This is a genomic window from Vibrio natriegens NBRC 15636 = ATCC 14048 = DSM 759, assembly GCF_035621455.1.
Taxonomy (GTDB): Bacteria; Pseudomonadota; Gammaproteobacteria; order Enterobacterales; family Vibrionaceae; genus Vibrio; species Vibrio natriegens.
This window is the reverse complement of record NZ_CP141823.1, coordinates 1,052,242-1,073,245: the sequence shown is the minus strand read 5'-3', so window position 1 is coordinate 1,073,245 and position 21,004 is coordinate 1,052,242. Positions and strand designations below refer to the sequence as shown.

Annotated in this window: 14 protein-coding genes; 8 read left to right on the top strand and 6 right to left on the bottom strand. The window is 45.0% G+C overall.

From position 1 onward, the window contains the following. The first annotated feature begins 17 nt into the window (after positions 1 to 17). The 7 genes from malT to sstT all read left to right on the top strand — a co-directional run bounded on the left by malT (position 18) and on the right by sstT (position 8,834). Positions 18 to 2,726, top strand: coding sequence for an HTH-type transcriptional regulator MalT (malT, locus tag VER99_RS19235; RefSeq protein WP_014234988.1), 2,709 nt, complete (start codon positions 18 to 20; stop codon positions 2,724 to 2,726). 558 nt (positions 2,727 to 3,284) lie between these two features. Continuing rightward, on the top strand, positions 3,285 to 4,202 hold the full coding sequence (locus tag VER99_RS19230) for a polyprenyl-phosphate transporter (RefSeq protein WP_014234989.1): 918 nt from the start codon (positions 3,285 to 3,287) through the stop codon (positions 4,200 to 4,202). A 145-nt stretch (positions 4,203 to 4,347) separates the two neighbouring features. Further along, on the top strand, positions 4,348 to 4,773 hold the full coding sequence (locus VER99_RS19225; RefSeq protein WP_020333477.1) for a hypothetical protein: 426 nt from the start codon (positions 4,348 to 4,350) through the stop codon (positions 4,771 to 4,773). 9 nt (positions 4,774 to 4,782) lie between these two features. Then, positions 4,783 to 5,400, top strand: coding sequence for an SCO family protein (locus VER99_RS19220; protein WP_020333478.1), 618 nt, complete (start codon positions 4,783 to 4,785; stop codon positions 5,398 to 5,400). A gap of 197 nt (positions 5,401 to 5,597) precedes the next feature. Then, a complete protein-coding gene (locus tag VER99_RS19215; protein ID WP_020333479.1) occupies positions 5,598 to 5,900 on the top strand; it encodes a glucose PTS transporter subunit EIIB in 303 nt (100 codons plus the stop codon). A 280-nt stretch (positions 5,901 to 6,180) separates the two neighbouring features. Beyond that, positions 6,181 to 7,257, top strand: a complete 1,077-nt coding sequence (gene rsgA, locus VER99_RS19210; RefSeq protein WP_020333480.1) for a ribosome small subunit-dependent GTPase A — start codon at positions 6,181 to 6,183, stop codon at positions 7,255 to 7,257. Positions 7,258 to 7,613: 356 nt separating this feature from the next. Then, positions 7,614 to 8,834, top strand: coding sequence for a serine/threonine transporter SstT (gene sstT, locus VER99_RS19205; RefSeq protein ID WP_014234994.1), 1,221 nt, complete (start codon positions 7,614 to 7,616; stop codon positions 8,832 to 8,834). A 70-nt stretch (positions 8,835 to 8,904) separates the two neighbouring features. On the opposite strand, the gene pdxY is transcribed toward sstT, so the two are convergent. Continuing rightward, positions 8,905 to 9,774 (bottom strand): pyridoxal kinase PdxY, encoded by an 870-nt coding sequence (pdxY, locus tag VER99_RS19200; RefSeq protein ID WP_020333481.1) that lies wholly within the window; start codon positions 9,772 to 9,774, stop codon positions 8,905 to 8,907. Between the two features lie 233 nt (positions 9,775 to 10,007). Further along, on the bottom strand, positions 10,008 to 11,201 hold the full coding sequence (locus VER99_RS19195; RefSeq protein WP_024372641.1) for a tetratricopeptide repeat protein: 1,194 nt from the start codon (positions 11,199 to 11,201) through the stop codon (positions 10,008 to 10,010). Positions 11,202 to 11,743: 542 nt separating this feature from the next. Here VER99_RS19195 and pulA point away from each other — a divergent pair. Next, complete coding sequence (gene pulA, locus VER99_RS19190; protein ID WP_020333483.1) at positions 11,744 to 15,724, top strand: pullulanase-type alpha-1,6-glucosidase; 3,981 nt, start codon at positions 11,744 to 11,746, stop codon at positions 15,722 to 15,724. Positions 15,725 to 15,901: 177 nt separating this feature from the next. Here pulA and VER99_RS19185 read toward each other — a convergent pair whose 3' ends face one another. The 4 genes from VER99_RS19185 to VER99_RS19170 all read right to left on the bottom strand — a co-directional run bounded on the left by VER99_RS19185 (position 15,902) and on the right by VER99_RS19170 (position 20,580). Next, positions 15,902 to 17,497 carry an alpha-amylase family glycosyl hydrolase gene (locus VER99_RS19185; RefSeq protein ID WP_020333484.1) on the bottom strand — a complete coding sequence of 532 codons (1,596 nt, stop codon included), beginning with the start codon at positions 17,495 to 17,497 and terminating at the stop codon, positions 15,902 to 15,904. Between the two features lie 89 nt (positions 17,498 to 17,586). Next, positions 17,587 to 18,093 carry a hypothetical protein gene (locus VER99_RS19180; RefSeq protein WP_014234999.1) on the bottom strand — a complete coding sequence of 169 codons (507 nt, stop codon included), beginning with the start codon at positions 18,091 to 18,093 and terminating at the stop codon, positions 17,587 to 17,589. A 298-nt stretch (positions 18,094 to 18,391) separates the two neighbouring features. Then, a complete protein-coding gene (locus VER99_RS19175) occupies positions 18,392 to 19,201 on the bottom strand; it encodes a MalM family protein (RefSeq protein ID WP_014235000.1) in 810 nt (269 codons plus the stop codon). A gap of 101 nt (positions 19,202 to 19,302) precedes the next feature. Continuing rightward, complete coding sequence (locus tag VER99_RS19170; RefSeq protein WP_014235001.1) at positions 19,303 to 20,580, bottom strand: maltoporin; 1,278 nt, start codon at positions 20,578 to 20,580, stop codon at positions 19,303 to 19,305. Positions 20,581 to 21,004 lie beyond the last annotated feature (424 nt).

Sequence of the window (21,004 nt, the reverse complement as noted above, 5' to 3'; positions counted from 1 at the left end):
TAAGGACATAACGAATAATGTGGATTCCATCTAAGCTCACTCGCCCAGGCCGGTTACATAACGCCATTGTGCGTCCAAGAGTGCTGGACTTACTGCAACAAGCGCCTTATTACAAATTGGTTTTGTTTCGCTCACCTGCCGGTTACGGTAAAACAACAATGGCAGCGCAGTGGCTGTCGGATAAGCCTAATGTTGGTTGGTACAGTATTGATGACAGCGATAATGACGGCTTCCGTTTTGTCAATTACCTGTTGCAGGCATTAAACAAAGCAACAAACTTCAGTTGTTCTAATGCACAGAAACTGGCGGAAAAACGCCAAATATCCTCTTTACGCTCATTGTATAGCGAGCTGTTTGCCGAAATGGCTGACTTTCATCAGGAATGTTACGTGGTACTCGATGACTATCACTTAATCACCAATGATGAAATTCATGAATCGATGCGCTTCTTTTTAAAGCACATGCCAGACAACTTAACCGTCGTCGTCACAAGCCGTGCGACACCGCCATTAGGTACTGCAAACCTGCGTGTGCGTGACTTGATGATCGAAATCGGCAACGACATGTTGGCCTTCGACACAGAAGAAACGACCCGCTTCTTTAACCAGCGCATCGCTGACGGTATTGATGAAGACATGGCCAATAGCCTCAGAACTTATGTTGAAGGCTGGCCCTCTGCATTACAACTTATCGCTCTTCAGGCGCAGCATCAAAACCGTACCTTGGCGCAGACGGTAGAGTCTGTTTCTCAGTTCAACCACGCACATCTTTGGGATTACCTTGTAGAGGAAGTATTTGATCTGCTCGATCATGAAACTCGCCAATTCCTGATGCAGGTTTCGGTTCTGGATCATTTCAACGACGAGTTGGTATTCGCGTTAACTCAGCGTGAAGATGCACTCGGTATGATTGAATCCCTGAATCGCTACGGGTTGTTTATTTACCCTCTCGAGGGTGAACATAACTGGTTCCGATTCCACAACCTGTTTGGCGAGTTTTTGTCTCATGAACGTCAGGCTCGCATTCCTCAGCAAGAAAAAGATCTACACCGCAATGCTGCCTTAGCTTGGTTACAACAAAAATCACCTCACCAAGCAATTCACCACGCTCAGAAATCTGACGATAAAGATTTAGTGGTTGAAATTCTTAACGAATTTGGCTGGAAAATGTTTAACCAAGGCGAGCTAAGCACCTTGGAAAATGCGATTCATCAGCTGGATTCAGAATTGCTGTTTAGTCACCCAAAACTGACGATGTTACGCGCATGGCTGGCTCAAAGTCAGCACCGTTACAATCAGGTTGGTCAGTTACTTGAAGAAGCAGAAGCGGAGCACCAAAAGCGCGATATTGAGCTGGATGTCCACTATCAAGGTCAGGCCAATGCGCTACTTGCTCAGGTTGCGATTAACAGTAACCAGCCAGAAAAAGCACTCGAGTTAGCAGAGCTCGCACTCAGTGAGCTTGATCACACCATCTATCGCAGCCGAATCGTGGCGACCTCAGTCGTTGGTGAAGTCAATCACGTACTGGGTAAGCTCGATCGTGCATTACCGATGATGCAGCAAACCGAAAAACTGGCTCGCCAGTATCAAGTTTACCATCAGGCGTTATGGGCGATTCTACAACAAAGTGAAATATTGATTGCCCAAGGCTATGTTCAGGCTGCCTTTGAATTGCAAGATTCGGGCTTCCGTCTGATAGAAGAGCACCAGCTTCAGCACGTGCCTCTACATGAGTTTTTACTGCGTATTCGTGCGCAAGTGCTTTGGTGCTGGAATCGTCTGGATGAAGCCGAAGAGTGTGCTTATAAGGGATTACAGATCTTAGAAAGCCATTCGCCAAGCAAGCACTTACATAGCTATTCTATGCTTGCACGTATTGCTGTTGGACGTGGAGAGCTCGACAAAGCAGGTAAGTTTATAGAGCATATTCAGCATTTGATGAAGCAATCAACTTACCACGTTGATTGGACGGCGAACGCATCATTGTCCCTCATCTTATTTTGGCAAGCTCGCGGCAATATGGATGCAATACAAGAGTGGCTCAACAGTGCAGTTCGTCCAGAATCTGCGTGTAACCACTTCTGTCAATTGCAGTGGCGTAATATTGTTCGTGCGCACATTAATCTTGGTCAATATGACGAAGCTCGCCAAGCATTGAATTTTCTACAAAGCGAAGCGCATCGCAGTAACTTAGTCACTGACACGAACCGCAACTTAGTTGTTGAAGCGGTATTAGCCGCGCGTCAGAAAGATGAAGAACAAGCGAAAGCCTTACTTAAAGAAGCATTAGTAATGACCAACCAGACAGGTATGGTTGGAAACTTCTTGATTGATGGCGCAACCATTGGCGGTTTGTTAGAGAAGCTTAGCCTGCGCCACGAGTTGGGCGATTTAGAACGTCACCGCGCACAGCAACTGATGAAAGACATTTCATCAAATCAGCGCAGCCGTTCAATTCACTTCGATGAAGACTTCATTGAGAACTTGGTGAACCACCCGAACGTACCAGAGTTAGTGCGCACTAGCCCGCTTACTCAACGTGAGTGGCAGGTGCTTGGATTGATTTACTCGGGCTTCAGTAATGAACAAATTGCTCAGGAGCTTGATGTCGCTGGAACAACCATTAAAACCCATATCCGTAACCTGTATCAGAAACTGAACATTGCGAACCGTAAGGAAGCGATTATCACGGCAGAAAACTTACTGCAATTGATGGGTTACTAGAAGAGATAAACCACTGAGTAGCTTAAAACGAAGGGTTGGCGTGAAAGCGTCAGCCCTTTTTATTTAGCTTGTGCTTTCAGCATTGCACTTAGTAGCCTGAGCTGCGGTTGAGCAGAAATAGCCTTTTATTCAGACAAAAAAATAGCCAATCGCAATAATCGCGATTGGCTGATATTTAATGTGAACAATCTGTATTCACTAACAACGTCAGTTGGCTAGGTGACCCTCGGCTTAAGAAGGGTCGCGGCGTATTATGCATAAACCATGCCAAAATTAAAAGCTTTATTTTTGGCTCAATATCTCATATGAAAGCGTTCTAAAACATTATCTGTAGCAAAACGAAAAACGTCGTTGCATTTAGCAAATGCAATTTGCAAATAACACACTCCAAACACAATTATTGAGTGATACCTTAATACCTAAACAAAACATCTAAACTTAGAACAATAATCAACCGGTTAGAGAGGGATTTATCTCGTAATAACAATACTATTTCATACTTTTTTACCGGTAATGTTTGTATACTCTGCCCCATCATCAGAAATCAACAGTATGAAAATGAACTATCTAATTACTTTCTTTAAAGGAATGGCAATGGGTGCAGCCGATGTGGTTCCCGGCGTCTCTGGCGGCACTATCGCTTTTATTACAGGCATTTACGATACCTTGCTAGAGAGCATTCGACGCATCAACCCAAGGCTTTTATCCATCTGGAAAAGAGAGGGAACGAAAGCGGCGTTTAACCATATCAATGGTTTTTTCCTTATCGCGCTGTTTTCAGGTATTTTCGTTAGCATTGCAACCCTCGCGAAACTGATCACCTGGCTTTTGAACACGCACCCTATTCCAATCTGGTCATTCTTTTTTGGGCTGATTTTGGTTTCGGTTTACCACATCGTGCGTCAGGTAGAAAAACGCGACGCTATTCGCTTCATCACCTTATTAGTTGGCGTTGCATTTGCTTACAGCATTACGGTGCTTAAGCCACTGCATATGGAACCGACAATGGTGAATACGCTGATAGCTGGCTCTATCGCTATTTGTGCCATGATTCTGCCGGGCATTTCAGGCAGCTTCATTTTGCTGCTCATCGGCATGTACACTCCCGTATTAGCGGCAGTAAAAGGCTTCCAAGTAGACATTTTGGCGCTGTTTTTAGCAGGTTGTGTTATCGGCTTACTGACGTTCTCACATTTGCTTTCTTGGTTATTGCGCCACTTTAGAGACGCAACATTGATGTTCCTAACCGGGTTGATGATTGGCACACTGCCTAAAATCTGGCCATGGAAAGAAACATTAACCTGGCGCACAAACTCAAAAGGTGAACAAGTTCCGTTACTTCAGCACAACTTGACGCCGTTTGAGTATGAACACATAACTTCTCAGCCATCACAACTGGTTATCGCCATTGTCATGATGCTGGCCGCGATAGCGCTAGTACTTAGCTTGGAAAAGTTCGCAGATTCAAGTAAATAAATGTCTTAATTTCATTACGGAGCCGATGGCTCCGTTTTTTTTCTAATCTACTAAGGTAAATACATTTTCTCGGAACTTGTCTCGTTGAGCATCGCCCAGGTGTGCTACGATGCAGTTCTTATTAAGTCATAACTGCTGAACCTTAATGAAACTGTTGAATATCACTGGTGTCGCTGTGGCACTGGTCGCGGGGTTTTACGCCCCGACGCTACTTAAAAATTTGTCGACCTCCTCTGAACTCAAACCGCTTGATGAATATTGTTTTCTATCTACGGCGGCTTGCGTCCAACAAGACGTAACCATGACACTCAATGTAGATAACACTCAGCCCTTAGTCCCTGCACTGCTGACCGTAGAATGGTCTGACAGCGAAGCGGAACAACTCGTATTGAGCTTGTCAGGACGAGAAATGGAAATGGGTGAGCCTAAGTTTTTATTAAACAAAGTGTCTCCAGGAAAATACATGGGTGAAGTGGTCTTGCCGGTCTGTACTCAAGAGTCAATGACTTGGGTGGGAGAGCTCTCCGACGGACAAGACACCATTTATCCCGCCATCAAAATGCAAAGGTAAGGAATCATTATGAGCCGCAACTGGTCCCTATTTCTCGTGGTCGCTTTCGTACTCGGATTTGGCGCTAAAAGCTATTTGGACAGCCAAGAAGCGATCCCAACCGAACAAACTGAGCCAGCTAAGTCAGAGCAGACGGTGTTATTTGGCGAAAATGACCAGCCAGTTAACATTTTCGACGTTAATGACCCTCGTATTCGTATTGTTTACTTCGGTTTCACACGCTGTCCTGACGTTTGTCCAACCTCGCTGGCCATGCTAGCAGGCGCACTCAACCAAATTGACGAATCACAAAAGGCCCAGCTACGCCCAATGTTTATCTCTCTCGATCCTGAGCGCGATGAAGCGGATGCATCGGCAAAATACGCACACTACTTCCACCCTATGATTGAGGGGTTATCTGCGCCGCTAGACATCACGACTCCGCTGGCACACAGCTATGGCGTTATTTTCCGCAAAACAGAATTAGTAGGCTCTGAGCTGAAATACACACTGGACCACAGCTCCTACTTCTACTTCTTGAAACCTGACGGAACCTTGATCACCAAAGTTCCTCACACACTGACGCCTGCACCGATCGTAGAGGCAATCTCACAACTCACCTCAAACGATTCGTCAACGAAAAGCTAGTCAAGTCACAGAACTCCTGGTAACGACGCAGCACTGCAACGATTAAGCGATAGAGGCTCCTCAATAGGAGCCTCATTTAATTCGCTCTATTCTTACTGGCTATTTGTTTCAAAATATAATTCTGTGCTTTACCCCTCAAATGTATAGGTGTATTTACGCTATACATTAGTCTCCAAGTTCCAGAGGTAGACAACAACATGCTGAAAGGTTTCAAACGTATTTTAAAGTTCCTGACCCAGGTAAATCCAAACATGGATCAGGATGTCGACACGATTATTGCCGCGATTGGTGGTATCGAGAATGTCGTTGAAACAGGCGCTTGCGCCACACGTTTGAGATTGACTCTGAAATCGACGGCAGTCGTTGATCAAAAAGCGTTGAAACAACATGGCGCTCACGGCGTAGTGGTTTTAGATGATAAACATATCCAAATCATCTACGGGCTGAAGGCCAATAGCTATTCACAGATAATGGAAGAGCGAATGAGCAGCCAAAGTTAGCTCTGGCAGCATGAGTTTCTCTACCGCAAACGAATGAGAGCGGCTATACTCTCCCCGTCTTATTAACGAACCCAATTATCAACCAACTAAAGAGGACACAAAATGATTGTAATGCAAAACACACACTGGGCATCGCAAGGGTAAACGTCCAAAATTTCAATTGGTGGCTTAGCCACAACCTCCCTTCTCTGCCCGGTTTTCTCCGGGGTCAAATCTATCCGAATTAGACCCTAATGCAATTTGTATTAAGGCGCTTTGTTGCGTCTGGGATAATTCAACAATGAATAAAACACACACTTTTTTTGCAACACTGACTTCAACCAGCAACCCACTCAAGCGTTTAGGTTGGAAACCGTTCTTTCAGCAGCAGCTAACTTTAGACGATTATGAAAACACGCAATTTTCGCGAGTGATTGCACATCATCGCAGTGGCTACTTATTGGCCAGCGAGGACGGTAACATCCATCTCAATGCTCACTCATCGTTACCCAGCATGACGGTTGGTGACTGGGTCGTCTTAGATCAGAACCAACAGTTTGTTCGCTTACTTGAACGACGCAGCCTGTTCAGTCGTAAAGCGGCAGGTGACAAAGTGGCAGAGCAACTTATCGCCGCGAACGTTGATACGGTATTTATTGTTTGTTCACTGAATGACGACTTCAACTTAAGCCGTATTGAAAGGTATTTGGCGCTAGCACATGAAGCCATGGTAGAACCGGTCATCGTTCTGACTAAAAAGGACCTATGCGATAACCTTGATGAGATAACAAGCCAAGTACAGAAATTGGATCACCTTTTAGCTATCGAGGCCGTAAACGGTTTAGACACTGACAGTGTTGCTAAGCTAATGAACTGGTGTAATGAAGGACAAACAGTCGCGTTTATTGGATCGTCTGGCGTTGGCAAATCGACGCTCGTAAATGCATTGCTTGGGCAGGAGGAGCAAGCAACCAGTCATATCCGTGAAGATGACAGTAAAGGCCGACACACCACAACGTCTCGCTCAATACACCTTTTGCCATCTGGTGGTATTTTAATTGATACCCCTGGAATGCGTGAACTTCAGTTGGCAGATTGCGAAGCAGGGGTCAGTGAAACATTTTCTGACATCACCCAGCTAGCTGAACATTGTCGCTTTGGCGATTGTCACCACGATTCAGAACCGGGCTGCGCCGTTCAAGCCGCCATCGAAAATGGGACATTGGAACAACGTCGCTTAAAAAACTACCAAAAGCTATTGAGGGAACAAAGAAATAACGGAGCGACTCTAGCCGAGCAAAGAGCTAGAAACAGACAGTTTGGAAAACTGGTTCGCAATACGATGAGTGAGAAGCGTAAACGCTATCAAGATTACTAACGCTTTGGCTTTCGTTGGTCAATTCAATTTAAGGAGACATTTGTCTCCTTTTTAATAACTTTGTTAAAAAGCATCATTCATAACCACCAAATTATTGCAACACAAACAACTTAATTTAATAACATTCAGCAAACATTTAATCCAAAAACAAACTAAAACTAGACACAAAATATTACCAAGTTAAGATATGGGCGGTTCAGTCAGAGAATGACTGACTATATAAAAACAGGATAATTGATAATCATGTGTCTTAGTGACCAGAAGCAATGCTCACCCCTTATTTAATAAGGGCATTATCGCCGTGTAATGTGTAGTTATTATTCAATCACTTAGGCATAACATTGCAGGAATGATGTATGCAACATAACAGCCTCGTTGCCCGATATGCTCGTGGTAACCTCGTTCTCCAGATCCTTGTCGGTATTGTCTTTGGTGTTTTACTTGCAACAGTTTCACCAAGTCACGCTCAAAGCGCTGGAATGATTGGTAGCCTTTTTGTTGGAGCGCTTAAAGCGATTGCTCCAATCCTAGTATTTATTTTGGTTGCTGCGTCTATCGCAAACCAAAAGAAAAACCAACACACTTATATGCGTCCGATCGTTGTGCTTTACCTATTGGGCACCTTCTTCGCAGCGCTATCTGCCGTGGTTCTAAGCTTCCTTTTCCCAACCACTTTAACGCTTGTAACCGGCGCTGAGGGTGCTACCCCACCACAAGGTATTGCAGAAGTTCTACACACACTACTATTTAAAGTGGTAGATAACCCAGTAAACGCGCTAGTAGAAGCAAACTACATCGGTATTCTTGCTTGGGGTGTTGGCCTTGGTCTGGCGCTGCATCACGCTTCAGCTACTACTAAAGCGGTTTTCGAAGATCTAAGCCATAGTGTGTCTCACATCGTACGCTTTATTATTCGTCTAGCACCATTTGGTATCTTCGGCTTGGTAGCTTCAACGTTCGCAACAACAGGTTTCAGCGCGCTAGCGAGCTACGCTCACCTGCTAGCAGTACTGTTAGGTGCAATGTTTATCATCGCATTGGTAGTAAACCCAGCGATCGTTTACTTCAAAACCAAACAAAACCCATACCCATTGGTTTTCCAATGTCTGCGTGAAAGTGGTGTAACAGCATTCTTCACTCGTTCAAGTGCGGCAAACATCCCTGTGAACATGGCGTTGTGTGAGAAGCTAAAACTGGATGAAGACACTTACTCAGTTTCTATCCCTCTAGGCGCAACCATCAACATGGCGGGTGCTGCTATCACTATCACAACACTAACGTTGGCTGCAGTTCACACTATGGGTATTGAAATTGACCTATTGACTGCATTGCTTCTGAGTATCGTCGCAGCGGTATCTGCATGTGGCGCTTCTGGTGTTGCAGGTGGTTCTCTACTACTTATCCCTCTTGCTTGTGGCCTATTCGGTATCTCGAATGACGTAGCAATGCAGGTGGTAGCGGTCGGCTTTATCATCGGCGTTATTCAAGACTCAGCGGAAACTGCTCTAAACAGTTCTACAGACGTTGTCTTCACTGCCGCAGTTTGCCGTTCAGAGCACCAAAAAGAACAGCAATAATCGAATTACGATTCAATAGACAAATAAAATGGGGAGCCGATTGGCTCCCCATTTTTTATATCAACTTTGCTTACACAGTGGCTAAGGCCACTTCTTCAATTGAGAAATGTTTAGCTGGCTCGACAAACTCTTGCTGAGCGGCGATAGTTTGTAATTCCCACTCACCAGCATGGAAAGTTGCACTTAGTACGCCATAACATGCATCATGACAGTGCTGGAAAGCCTGTTTCGGGCTCCAGCCCTTGAGTAGCCCAGCAGTAAAAATCGCTGAGATAAGATCACCCACACCAACTGGTTGTTTGGCAAATTCAAAATGCGGGCGTTTTGCCAGATAAATACCATCTTGCGTAGCCAGTAGCATGTTGAAGCTGCCGTTATCCAGACAGTAAAGGTGTTTGACCAATACCACTTTCGGGCCTTTCGCTAACGCTCGCTGACAGGCGGTAATAGCCTCTTCCAACGTATGAATTTCCATTTCTGCAAACTGGCTGAGTTCGAACTGATTTGGCACAATCACATCAGCCATTGGCATCAGACGCGTTAACAGGTTTTCAGCAATCCCCGGAGCAACGATACAGCCTTTATCAGGCGCGCCCATCACTGGGTCACATACATAAAGTGCGTCTGGATTCTTACTCTTAACTTGAGTGACCGTCTGTTCCACTGCGAGGCACTGTTCTGCACTTCCTTGGTAACCAGTTAATACCGCCTGGCATTTTTCCAGAGCGCCAATGTTACCTAAACCACGAACAAGCTCACTGATGTCATCGGCTGAGAACGCTCGACCTGTCCAACCCTCTGCATATTGGGTGTGATTGGAAAACTGCACGGTATGAATAGGCCACACTTCAAAACCCATACGCTGCATCGGAAAGACAGCGCTGCTGTTACCGGCATGACCAAAAGAAACGTGTGATTGTATAGAGAGGATACCCTGCATTGTACCTGTCCTTTTATTTTTGTTATCGATAGTTCAAAGACTGCGGCAAGCGCCAGTTTTGCGAAGCCGCTAGTGTATCCGACTAGCAAAGATTGTTTAACTCAATTCTTAACCATCCCTTACCGATGCCCGTATTTGGCCTTCAGAACCTTGTGCAGGCTTAACCGTGTTGTATAAATAAGAGTTTGCAGGCTGTTAAAGTAAAAGCCTCAAGTGTGAGGCTTATTCAATCATTACGGCTGGAGGAAGTTCTGGGTAAAGTCGAGCGCAGCTTTGGAAGGCTGAGAGGAGAACGATGATTTTGGTGTTGTATCCACCTCATCTGTTATTGACGCATGACAAGAGTTGGTCGTGTATCCTTCGATTGACTGGTCTTGCTCTGGATTAGGCTCATCAGCGATGACATCTTTTAGCTCATCTTCATTAGGGAAGTACGCCTCACGTTTATAAACCTTGTTTAACGCACGAATGATAGAGTGCTTTTTTACCACACCGGATGCCAGCATTCTTTGCAGCGGTTTGGCAATCACCTGTAAGCCCACCACCACATCAACGCCGATATTACCCGCGACTTTATCCCGTAATATTCGAGCTGCTTCGAACCCCATGCTTGCAGAGAGAAACAACCAAATGTAGGCAATAGCGTTGCCAGTTTTGCCCGAATCTTTCCAAGCCTCCCCTGCATAATACATGGCTTCTGCACTGCCGAGCTCTGCAGCACTTTCCAGCCAATAACGGCCTTTCAGCATGCTTTTTTCAGTACCAATACCTTTGGTGTAACACAGTCCTACCTGAATTTTCCCAGCGATACTGTCTTTCTCTGCGGCCTTCATAAACCAATAAAGTGCGTCGGCATTGTGACCCGACGTATTTTCCGGGGATAACTGCCACTCACCCATATACAGCATCGCATCGACACAACCCTCGTCGGCCGCTTCTTCGATCAGTTCATGTCCTTTGGCGACGTTTTGTTCCACACCTCGGCCAAAAACCAGCGCTTTTCCGGTGATAAATTTCGCTTCCAGATCACCTTCTACGCCAGCGATCGCGGTGCGCCAAAAGTTTGCCTGCTCTTTTAGAACCACATCTTCACGCATACGCTCACTCATGCGAACAATGCCGTACATGCCACTGATGTTGTCTAGCTTCGCCGCTTTATCGTACCAATACAAAGCCTGCTTGATATTGTTTCTTTCCGCTTCTTTCGCCAGAAATAAAATCGTCGGTATGTGCCCGGTTTCAGCCTTAAATTCCCGCTCTTTAAGCTCTTGCTCACGAGCTTTTTTCATTGCCTTGCGATATGCCGCCTCACGAGCCTGCCGCTCTACTTCCAGACGTTGTTTTCGCATCGACAGCGAGATCATCCACACAAATATCAGGACAAGTGAAAGGCCAGTTGCCGCAATGGCAATACCCATGCTACTCATAAACCGCCTCTTGTTCTCCATGATATAAATTGACGTTCCCCCATAGGGAAACCCTTAAATTGCTTTTGTCTGAATAGTTTCAGCACTTGGACTTTATATCGGCTACCCGATGAAAATCTGAAGTTGAGAAGTAAAGAATGACGTGATTAAAACTCAGACGCCTTAACTTATTTTTTATCGAAAATTATTGATTGGTTTTTTATAGAAGGTAGTCACGCTTTTGGGGCTGAGACATTCTCCTCCCCTGTCATCCCCCCTTCCTACTCCTATCAAAATTAACATTTTGAGTGTGTGTCACTCCTCTCACTATGCGTCCGTTTTATTAGTTAATTTGTGAACCAAATCCACTGTGTAAGAAAATTTTCATTTGTAAAAAACTAAACAGTCCGTTCTCACATTTTGCTGATGAGTCAGTGTATTAGCATTTCTTTGAACATTTCCTTTCGGCATTTGCACCAGATAGGACGTATGGTTCTTCCGTTCTTTGAGCCGAAGAACTGACGCGTTCTTTATATCAATTCAATAAAAATGGATTTGTAAACGTGGACAAAAAAACATTTAAATTATCAATAATTGCCAAAACCGTACTGCCTTTGATCTCCGTCGCGGTGATCAGCGGTTGTGGTAGTGACAGCACCGACGACAATACCACCAGCCCGAGTGCAGGACTGTACCCTGCGGGAGAGAATGAAGTTGTTGTTTACTATAAACGTGATGTTGCCTCAGCATCTTCAGCAAGCGGCTACGAGGGCTGGGGTCTGCACCTATGGAACGGCGAAGGCTGTACCAGTACTGATTTAGATGCCATGGGCATTACAAGCGGTGGTACTGATTGGGCATCGCCTCGCGAATATGACGGTATCAGCGAAACCTACGGTGCGTACTACGTACTTAAAGTCGATCCTGACGCCGCTGACCCATACGAATGTATGAACTTCATCTTACACAATGGTGATGACAAAGCTTTCGGCAGTGCAAACTCGAAAGTTGAGCTGACTAAGATTGGCGAATCTAAAGGGGTATTTGGCTTCCACGGCAGTAGCGAGCTGTTCTACGAACCAATCGAAGAGCGACCAGTTGACGTTGATGGCCAGAAAGCACATTGGTTAGATGCAAACACTATTGCTTGGGAAGCGGCAGCAAATGCTGACTCAATGAAGCTTTACTACAGCCTGACTAACGACATCCAAATGGATGAAGACAAACAGATCACTGGTGGCACAGCGATAGAACTAAGCAAAACAGGTGATTTGTCTGATGATCTGAAATCTCGCTTCCGTCACTTATCTAGCCTGCAAGCTGCTGGCATTGATGTGGATGACGCTACACTGCGTACGATTCTAAAATCACAAATCGTAATGGTGGCTTACAACGCTGATGGTGATGTCATTTCTGCAACTGAAGTGCAAAAACCAGGCGTACTGGATGCGGTATTCGCAGATGCCGATGCTGGTAACGCGATCGGTCAGGAACTGGGCGCGATTGTTGAAGGCGGCGCTGCAACCTTCAAGTTATGGGCTCCAACGGCTCAAGACGTTTCTCTGATTATCTACGATGAGAATCTGCAAGAAGAATCAACCGTTACAATGACGGAAGACAGCGTAACGGGTATTTGGATTTCCGAGCCACAAAGTAACGTAGTAAACAAGTTCTACCGCTATCAGGTGAAGGTTTACCATCCAACCACAGGTGTTGTGGAAACGCGTATGGTCACTGACCCATACTCATTAAGCTTGTCTCTAAACTCTCTTTACTCACAAGTTGTCGACCTGAACGACGCTAGCTTAATGCCACAAGACTGGAACAATTACGACCGTCCAACCGTTGAAAAAGACGAAGATCACGTATTGTACGAATCACATTTGCGTGATTTCAGTTTCAATGACAGCCAAGGCACACCAGCATATAACGGCAAATACTTAGCGCTAACAGAGCCTGAACGTGAGTCTGTTTCTCACCTACAAGCGCTGAAAGATGCAGGTTTAACAACGCTACACATTCTACCTGCATTTGATATCGCTACCGTCGATGAGAACGTAGACAACCGTGTCGACATCAACGATACCGTTGGCAAACTATGTGGCATTAAACCTGACGCTTCTGTCTGTGAATCAGAAGATGATGCGAAAATCATTGAAGATGTTCTGAACGGTTACGATCCTGCATCTGGGTCTGCACAGAAACTGATGAACGATCTGCGTATGCTAGACAGCTTCAACTGGGGTTACGACCCATTCCATTACACTGTACCGGAAGGCAGCTACGCAACGAACCCGAATGGAACACAGCGTATTCTGGAATTCCGTGAGATGGTTCAGGCAACGCATAAGATGGAACTTAAGTTGGTGATGGACGTGGTTTACAACCATACCAACGCATCTGGCATCAATGACAAATCTGTTCTGGATAAAATCGTTCCGGGATACTACCACCGTCTAAACGTGAATACTGGTGGCGTAGAAAACTCTACCTGTTGTGACAACACCGCAACTGAAAACCTGATGATGGGTAAACTGATGGTTGACTCACTGAAGGTTTGGGCGAAAGACTACAAAGTTGACGGCTTCCGTTTTGACTTGATGGGTCACCAGCCAAAAGATGTAATGGTTTACGCTTTAGAGCAAATCCGTGAGATTGACCCGAACACACTATTCTACGGCGAAGGTTGGGACTTTGGTGAGGTGGCTAACGACGCACGCTTCGATCAAGCGACTCAGCTAAACATGGCTGGTACAGAGATCGGTACCTTCTCAGATCGCCTACGTGATGCAGTTCGTGGAGGTGGCCCATTTGATGGTGGTGTCGATTCAGATGGTAAACACTCACTTCGTTACAATCAGGGTTTTGGTAACGCGGCATACGCAAACGAAGAAACCAAAACAGATACTGACGCAGTAAATGGTCGTCTGCACAACCAAGATATCGTTCGTCTGGGTATGGCAGGTAACTTGGCAGATTACATCCTTGTCGATTACACCGGCGAAACCAAGCTTGGTAAGAACGTAGACTACAACGGCGCGCCTGCTGGCTATACTAAGATGCCTTCAGAGAACATCTCTTACGTTTCTAAGCACGATAACCAAACGCTTTGGGATAACAACGCGTACAAGATTGCGACAGGCATCAGCTCGGCTAATCGTGCTCGTATGCAAAGCGTATCACTTTCAACCGTGATGCTAGGACAAGGTATTCCGTTCATTCACATGGGCTCTGAACTCCTTCGTTCAAAATCAATGCAGCGCGACTCTTACGATTCTGGCGACTGGTTCAACCGTGTATTCTTTGACGGTAGCGACAACAACTGGAACGTCGGTCTGCCTCGTGAAGACAAAGATGGCGATAACTGGGATCTTATCAAAACGATCATCAGTGACAGCACAGCGAAACCTGATACAACTGACATTGAGCTAACCAAGCAGCAATTCCTCGAGCTACTAAAAATCCGTAGTTCAAGTGAACTGTTCCGTCTGGATACCGCTCAAGAAGTGATGAATCGTGTCGACTTCCGCAACGTTGGTCAAGATCAAGTTGCTGGTCTGATTGTTATGTCTATTGATGACGGTGTCTCTGCAGGTCAGGATCTGGATCCAAACAACGACGCAATTGTCGCAGTAGTTAACTCATCATCTGAGGCACAATCGTTTACCATCGCTGGCGCGAGCGGTTTCGAACTTCATACCGTGCAGCAAAACTCTGCGGATACTGTTGTTCAAGGAGCAAGTTTCTCTGGAGAAACCTTCACTGTACCAGCGCTGACGACGGCAGTATTTGTACAGCCTCAAGCTGGCGCGCAAGGTGCGGGTCTGCCTGTGAATACGTCAAACAAAGACGTATCAAGCATCCCTCCTTACGGTGAAACGGTTGTTTACGTGAAAGGAACAATGAACGGTTGGGCAGATAGCTCAGACTGGGCAATGACCTTCATTGGTAACGGTATGTACTCTGTAACAGGTGTACTGGAAGCTGGTGACCATGAGTTCAAATTTGCAGACACTGGTTGGTCGAACCCAAATATTGGTTGTAGCGCAGCGGATCAGGCAAGTGATTCCCTTGACTTGGGAACAGGTGACAACTGTGCACTGACTGTGACTGAAACAGGTAAATACACCTTCATCCTTAATGCACTTAACGTTCAAGATGACAGCGTAGAAAAACCAGTTGTTTCGGTAACAAAATCAGCAGACGCACCAACGTTTGGCGAAACTGCACTTTACCTACGCGGTGATGTGACAGACGCTAACTGGGCTGCGATTGAAAGCGCGAAGTTCAGCTATGTCGCAAACGATGTTTACTCATTAGACATCAACCTGACTGCGGGCTCGTTCGAAATGAAGATCGCAAGTTCAGATTGGGCTGACGCCACTAACTTTGGTGGTCAGGGCGCAATTGAATTCGGTACACCATTAACGATGGAGTCTGGTGGCGGTAACATCAGTATCACGGTACCAGCCGACGGAAGCTATAACTTCCACTTCAATGCCGCTGATACAACAGCACCAATCGTGACAGTGACGCAAAACTAAGTCATTTACGATACAAAAAGGGGAAGCCATGCTTCCCCTTTTTTTGTGTTTTTATAAGCCCATATAACCCATTGTTTATTTGGCTGGGATTCCCACGTGAGCAGTCAATTAAAAAGCCAAGGGTGCCTTTTCAGATAGGCAATCGCACTTGGCTTCAGAGAAAAGGGTCCAGAAGTTTTATTCAGAGACGGTAAAGAATCGAGCTTGTAACGGCGACATCGGGATTAGATACTGTCCATTGCTTGACGTGATGGTCTCGTTGGTTAACAGATCCACTAGAGCACTATTACTCCCTACCGATTCCTCACTCAGTATTACGTTTTTTGCACTTTCTAGCGTGTTCAACGCAAACAATACCTGATCGGTACCAGCTGTCTTTAAGTCGACATAGCTGCCGTTACTCGACAACAGGTTAGCGCGTGAACCTTCATATAACGCAGGGTGCGCAGCACGAATTGTCATCAGAGATTGAACATAACTTTTAAGATCAGACTGATTAGCATCTAAAGTTGCGGTAATACCTTCAATTTTCGCGCTGCTTCTGGCAACGTGGTCATCACATAATCCCGCCAAAGCACAAGTATTGATGTCTTCTTTTGCAGCAAAACCATCGACTTGGTCGCCAATTTCGTCTCCGTAATACAAAGTGATTGGTCCCGAGTAAGCCGCCTGGAAAGCAAATGCCGCTTTATGGCGTAACCAATATTCCGCATCGTTTACATCCGCAATCCCACCCCGTTGCAATAGATCACCAAAACGCACTAAATCATGGTTGCCTATCATTAAGTTAGGTTGTGCATGGCTTGGGTACTGTTGATGCGTAAGGTAACCATTATCCAGCCAGTCGACGCCTCTGCCGCCCACACCACTTTCGTTTACGGCTAACGTTTCGACAATACGGTAACGCATCGGAAAATCAAAAGCAGAACACAAGGCAGGATCACTTTCTGTGCCATAGGCTTCATCTGCTATATCTGATTCCCCTTTCCAGATTTCCGCCACCATGTAGCCAAGAGGGTTCACCTGTTCACCGTCACTGTTGGTGTATGTCACGTTTTGCGAGGCTTGATCCACCGCTTTACGCAGTTGTGTCCAGGCGTCGGTCGGGACCTGATACGCCTGATCTAAACGCCATCCGTCTATCTTGAGCTCGTTGATCCAATAAGTCGCCACTTCTTTATAAAATTCAAGGCTCTGTGGATAATCAACAGGGTTATTTGATCCTGATGGTAGCAAGCCGGATGGAGAAGGTTTAATTAACCCCGCTTTATGGTGACCAAACACACCATCAAAAAAGACATACAAGCCTCGTCTGTGTGCTTCTTCCACCAGCGTTCTTGCGGTTTCTAAATCACCAAAGTGTGGATCTATCGTAAAGTAATCCGTTGCATAGTACCCAGTGGCATCCAGACGATCAGCCCAGTCATCTTGCCCATCAATGGCTTCAGACTCAAAAATCGGCGTTAGCCAAATTGCATTCATCCCCAAGCTTTGAATGTAGTCCAGTGAATCAATAATACCTTGCAGATCACCATTGTGATGACTGGTGCCATATCCCGTGGAATAACCAATACTCGTATCACCATCAACAAAGCTTTCAACCATGATCTGATAAGTCCGAAGCTGATTACTTTGCTTCAATACATTTGTCTGGCAAGCATAGTTACTGACTTCGGGTAAAGGTGCTCCGTTATCACCATCAGATGAATTGCAGCCCGATAGAGCGCCTGTTACGGCTAAGGCCAGTAAAGACCGATATAGTCGTTTATTCACGTATAATCTCCCAAAAAATTAGCCCCAGCATTTTTCACATGCCGGGGCTAATTAAATAAAAATCAAAATTAAACTAACTTAATAGAATATTACTGGCACTTATTTACCATGACATGAAGAGGTTTACCTTCCCCTTCAAACTGAAGGCTCCAGACATATTTCCCGTCTTCTTTAATATCAACTGAAGTATCTGTACCGTAACCACCAAATGTTAATGGCGTTAATTCGCCAACATTCATTCGATTGCCTTTAGCCGTAAACTGAGGGAACCATAACTCTGTTGCATACTGCATTTTAAATGAGCCTGATTTTTCTTGAGTCACAGCTTGGTAGATATTATTTCCTTTGTAATTATATTGACGCTGAGGCACATGTTTCCAGTCAGAATCTGCAAATGTACCAACGACAAATAACGGTTTCTTAATTGGTCCTTTATCTGCACTATCTGGGTTATCACAAGCCTGCATGAATGCAATCGCTTCCGCATCAGACATATTCATAACAGGCTGCGCAGCCGTTTCAGACTCAGAGGTAGATTGACAACCAACTAAAGCAACAAGTAAGGCAGCAGCAAGAGAAGTCTTCATCATCTTCATATTCACGTCATTCCTTTTTAATTAGTAAAGCTCGTTAGAACAGAGAAAGTTTAATATTGAGATTCCCTCATGCATGAGGTAATAAAACTTTATCCTGCTGAGCTTATTTACTTGGATAGGTATATTCCCCCGAGCATAAAGTCAGGTTAGGAATATTGTTTAATTATTACTCTAATTAGTATTAAAAACAAAATGATAAAAATAAATATGTGAATGAGGTAACTGTATGTAGGGGTAAATATTTAAACGTTAATTTATTATTTAAAAGGCCAGCATTGCACTGGCCTTTTAAATTCGATTATTTGCTATTTACCGCTTTAACAAATACATCTTGCGCGCCTTCTATACCTAACTCTTTCGCTTCATCGAGCAAGGTTAAGGCTTTAGGAATATTGTCTTCGGCTACTGCTCTTTCAATTGCACGGTGGTAGTAACCGGTTAATTCCGCACCTTCTGGAATATTATCGTTTTTCGCGACAATCTTAGTCGTAACGATATCATTTGCAGTTACCGATAGACGGAACTGACCAAGAGGGCTGTGCTTTGCAAATGGATCAGCAATATCTGGCGGCTGAGTATGACGCGCTTTAGCATAGGCTTTCGCCGGATGCAGAATCTGAGTACTTCCTTTCAAATCTTCGGAAGTGGTGTAAATCAACACATGAAGGTCATTACCACTCATGTCAGGAATAACATTGAGATCGAGTACGAATTTGTCGTTATCCAACATTTTTGCAGGTACGTACTCAAACTTTGAAAAATCTGCTGAATAAACGGTTTTTCCGTCCGCATTAACCACGATTACATTTGGAGCGTAAAATTGAAGATCAGTGCTAACGAATGTCTCTAGTTGTAAATCGAGACTGCCACGGTTTCCCGGAAGTGCAAACGCGGCGATAGCGCCTGCGCTGTTACCATCCAGTAGCATTTGGCTTTTATCAGTCAAAGCAAAATCAGTAACCACAGGTACATCAAGCGGTACCCATTGAATATCACCAGACTGGGTGATCACCTGTTGCTGGTCATTAGAAGTCATCTCTACTTGTTCTACAGACGCACAGCCAGACGCCAACATGCCCAGCAGTACGGGAGCAAGCCATTTTCTCATTACTGTCTACCTCGACTTTTTTATTGTTTTTGAAATAAATACAGCCAGATAGGTTCTGGCTGTATCATTCTAGGACAATTTAGGACTTAGTGGCTAGATGATTACCACCAAGCTTCAGCTTGTACACCAAATTGGAATGTATCGTCTGAACGACCGCCGTCAAATTTTTGCGTATCGTTGTCGTCGTCAGCTGTTAGGTAAGTCGCGTATAGACGGATTTCTGGACGAGCCCAGAAGCTAGAGCCAGCAGACCAAGCTTGAGCAACAGTCATCTTACCGTAAGTGCTTTCGAAACCATCGTTATCGTCGATTGCGTAACCCGCTTCGAAGATAGTCTTGTTGTTTTCATCCCATTTGAACATTGGGCGAGCAACTACAGAGAATGTTTCCCACTTGTCTTGACCATCCCACATGTCGTTACCAACACCGTACACTAACTGGTGACCAAGTTCCCAGTTGTCGCCTAGGCCAATTACACCCCAGTTGATGATACGGTAGCCGTCTGCACCGTCGTTAGCTTCTGCACCGTACCAGCTACCATCGCCGTAGAATGCGAATGCTTTAGAGTAACCTTCAGTACCGTATTGGAATACTGTTTTGTTAAAGCCAGAGTCTAGACCTTGAGTCAACTCAGCAGTAACCATAACGCCGTTTTTCGCATCTTTAGTGCTGTTAGACGCATCTTCAGTTTCGTTTACGATTGCGTAATCCAGACCCATTTCTAGAGACGCATTTGACCATAGAGAAAGGCCTGCGTAGCGAAGGTCTAGCGTGTTAACGTTTGCTGCATCGCCGTCGTTACCTTCATCAGTGATGTCTGAACGGTCGTTACGAACCCATGCGAAAGATAGTTTACCAGGGCCAGCTTCGATACCTTCGATACCCGCGCCAGCGCCAGAGATGTTCCAGTAGTAGAAGTCAGAGATATGAACGTCGTGACGTTGGTAGAAGCGCTTACCTGCCCAAAGTGTTGCTTCAGGAGCGAAGTTTAGCAGGCCTTTCGCTTGTACGTTGAACTGACGTAGAGCGAACTGTGCATCATCAACACACTCAACTGCGTCGCCAGCGTCGTTTAAACCACAGTTAGTAGAAGTACTTTCCCAGTCATTAGAGCCGTTAGAAGTCATTGCAACCATAGAGTCTACGTAGAACGTTTTACCGTTGTTGTTGTAAACTTCTTGGCCTAGTTGTACTTCACCGTAGATATCGCCTTCGTTACCAAGACGACCAATTTTGTTCTTTTCAAATGTTACTTGTTGGCCACCGTCACCACTCACGCCAACACCAGCACGCATGTAACCATGAAAATCCACTGCGAATGCAGAGCCAGCAGCTAAAGAAGCAGCCACTGCTGCAGCAATTACACTTACTTTTTTCATTCTTAACTCCATTAAGGGTATTTATAATTCTGTCTTCCCTGCTCGCTCTAAAGATGAATAAAAGGCAGTTTAACTTCACCTAGAGAAAGAGAGGTAAGATGGGAACAAGTCCCCGTTTGTTTCAACAGAATCGAGATTACCCGAGGCGTACAAGGATGACTTCCTCCGCCCTAAACTAAATTAAGGGGGATGAGAAAGGCGTAGAAAATATACCGTATGTCGTTTCATCTAGCTATATCACGGATATAGGGCGTAGTCCGTAAGTATTTTTATTTATGGACTCGTACAAAATGATAGGAGGATCAAATTTTAAACACAAAAGTGAATATTTAAAGTAATTAAATTACATGAATATTTTATCTTGTTTTGTAATTAAGGCTGTTGACCTTAGTAAGACAAAGTTTTTAACTTATAGTTTCCTATA

Bases quoted from the DNA above. Each gene is read 5' to 3' on its own strand.
- malT (WP_014234988.1), top strand. From the start codon at position 18: ATGTGGATTCCATCTAAGCTCACTCGCCCAGGCCGGTTACATAACGCC.
- VER99_RS19230 (WP_014234989.1), top strand. From the start codon at position 3,285: ATGAACTATCTAATTACTTTCTTTAAAGGAATGGCAATGGGTGCAGCC.
- VER99_RS19225 (WP_020333477.1), top strand. From the start codon at position 4,348: ATGAAACTGTTGAATATCACTGGTGTCGCTGTGGCACTGGTCGCGGGG.
- VER99_RS19220 (WP_020333478.1), top strand. From the start codon at position 4,783: ATGAGCCGCAACTGGTCCCTATTTCTCGTGGTCGCTTTCGTACTCGGA.
- VER99_RS19215 (WP_020333479.1), top strand. From the start codon at position 5,598: ATGCTGAAAGGTTTCAAACGTATTTTAAAGTTCCTGACCCAGGTAAAT.
- rsgA (WP_020333480.1), top strand. From the start codon at position 6,181: ATGAATAAAACACACACTTTTTTTGCAACACTGACTTCAACCAGCAAC.
- sstT (WP_014234994.1), top strand. From the start codon at position 7,614: ATGCAACATAACAGCCTCGTTGCCCGATATGCTCGTGGTAACCTCGTT.
- pdxY (WP_020333481.1), bottom strand. From the start codon at position 9,774: ATGCAGGGTATCCTCTCTATACAATCACACGTTTCTTTTGGTCATGCC.
- VER99_RS19195 (WP_024372641.1), bottom strand. From the start codon at position 11,201: ATGAGTAGCATGGGTATTGCCATTGCGGCAACTGGCCTTTCACTTGTC.
- VER99_RS19180 (WP_014234999.1), bottom strand. From the start codon at position 18,093: ATGAAGATGATGAAGACTTCTCTTGCTGCTGCCTTACTTGTTGCTTTA.
- VER99_RS19175 (WP_014235000.1), bottom strand. From the start codon at position 19,201: ATGAGAAAATGGCTTGCTCCCGTACTGCTGGGCATGTTGGCGTCTGGC.
- VER99_RS19170 (WP_014235001.1), bottom strand. From the start codon at position 20,580: ATGAAAAAAGTAAGTGTAATTGCTGCAGCAGTGGCTGCTTCTTTAGCT.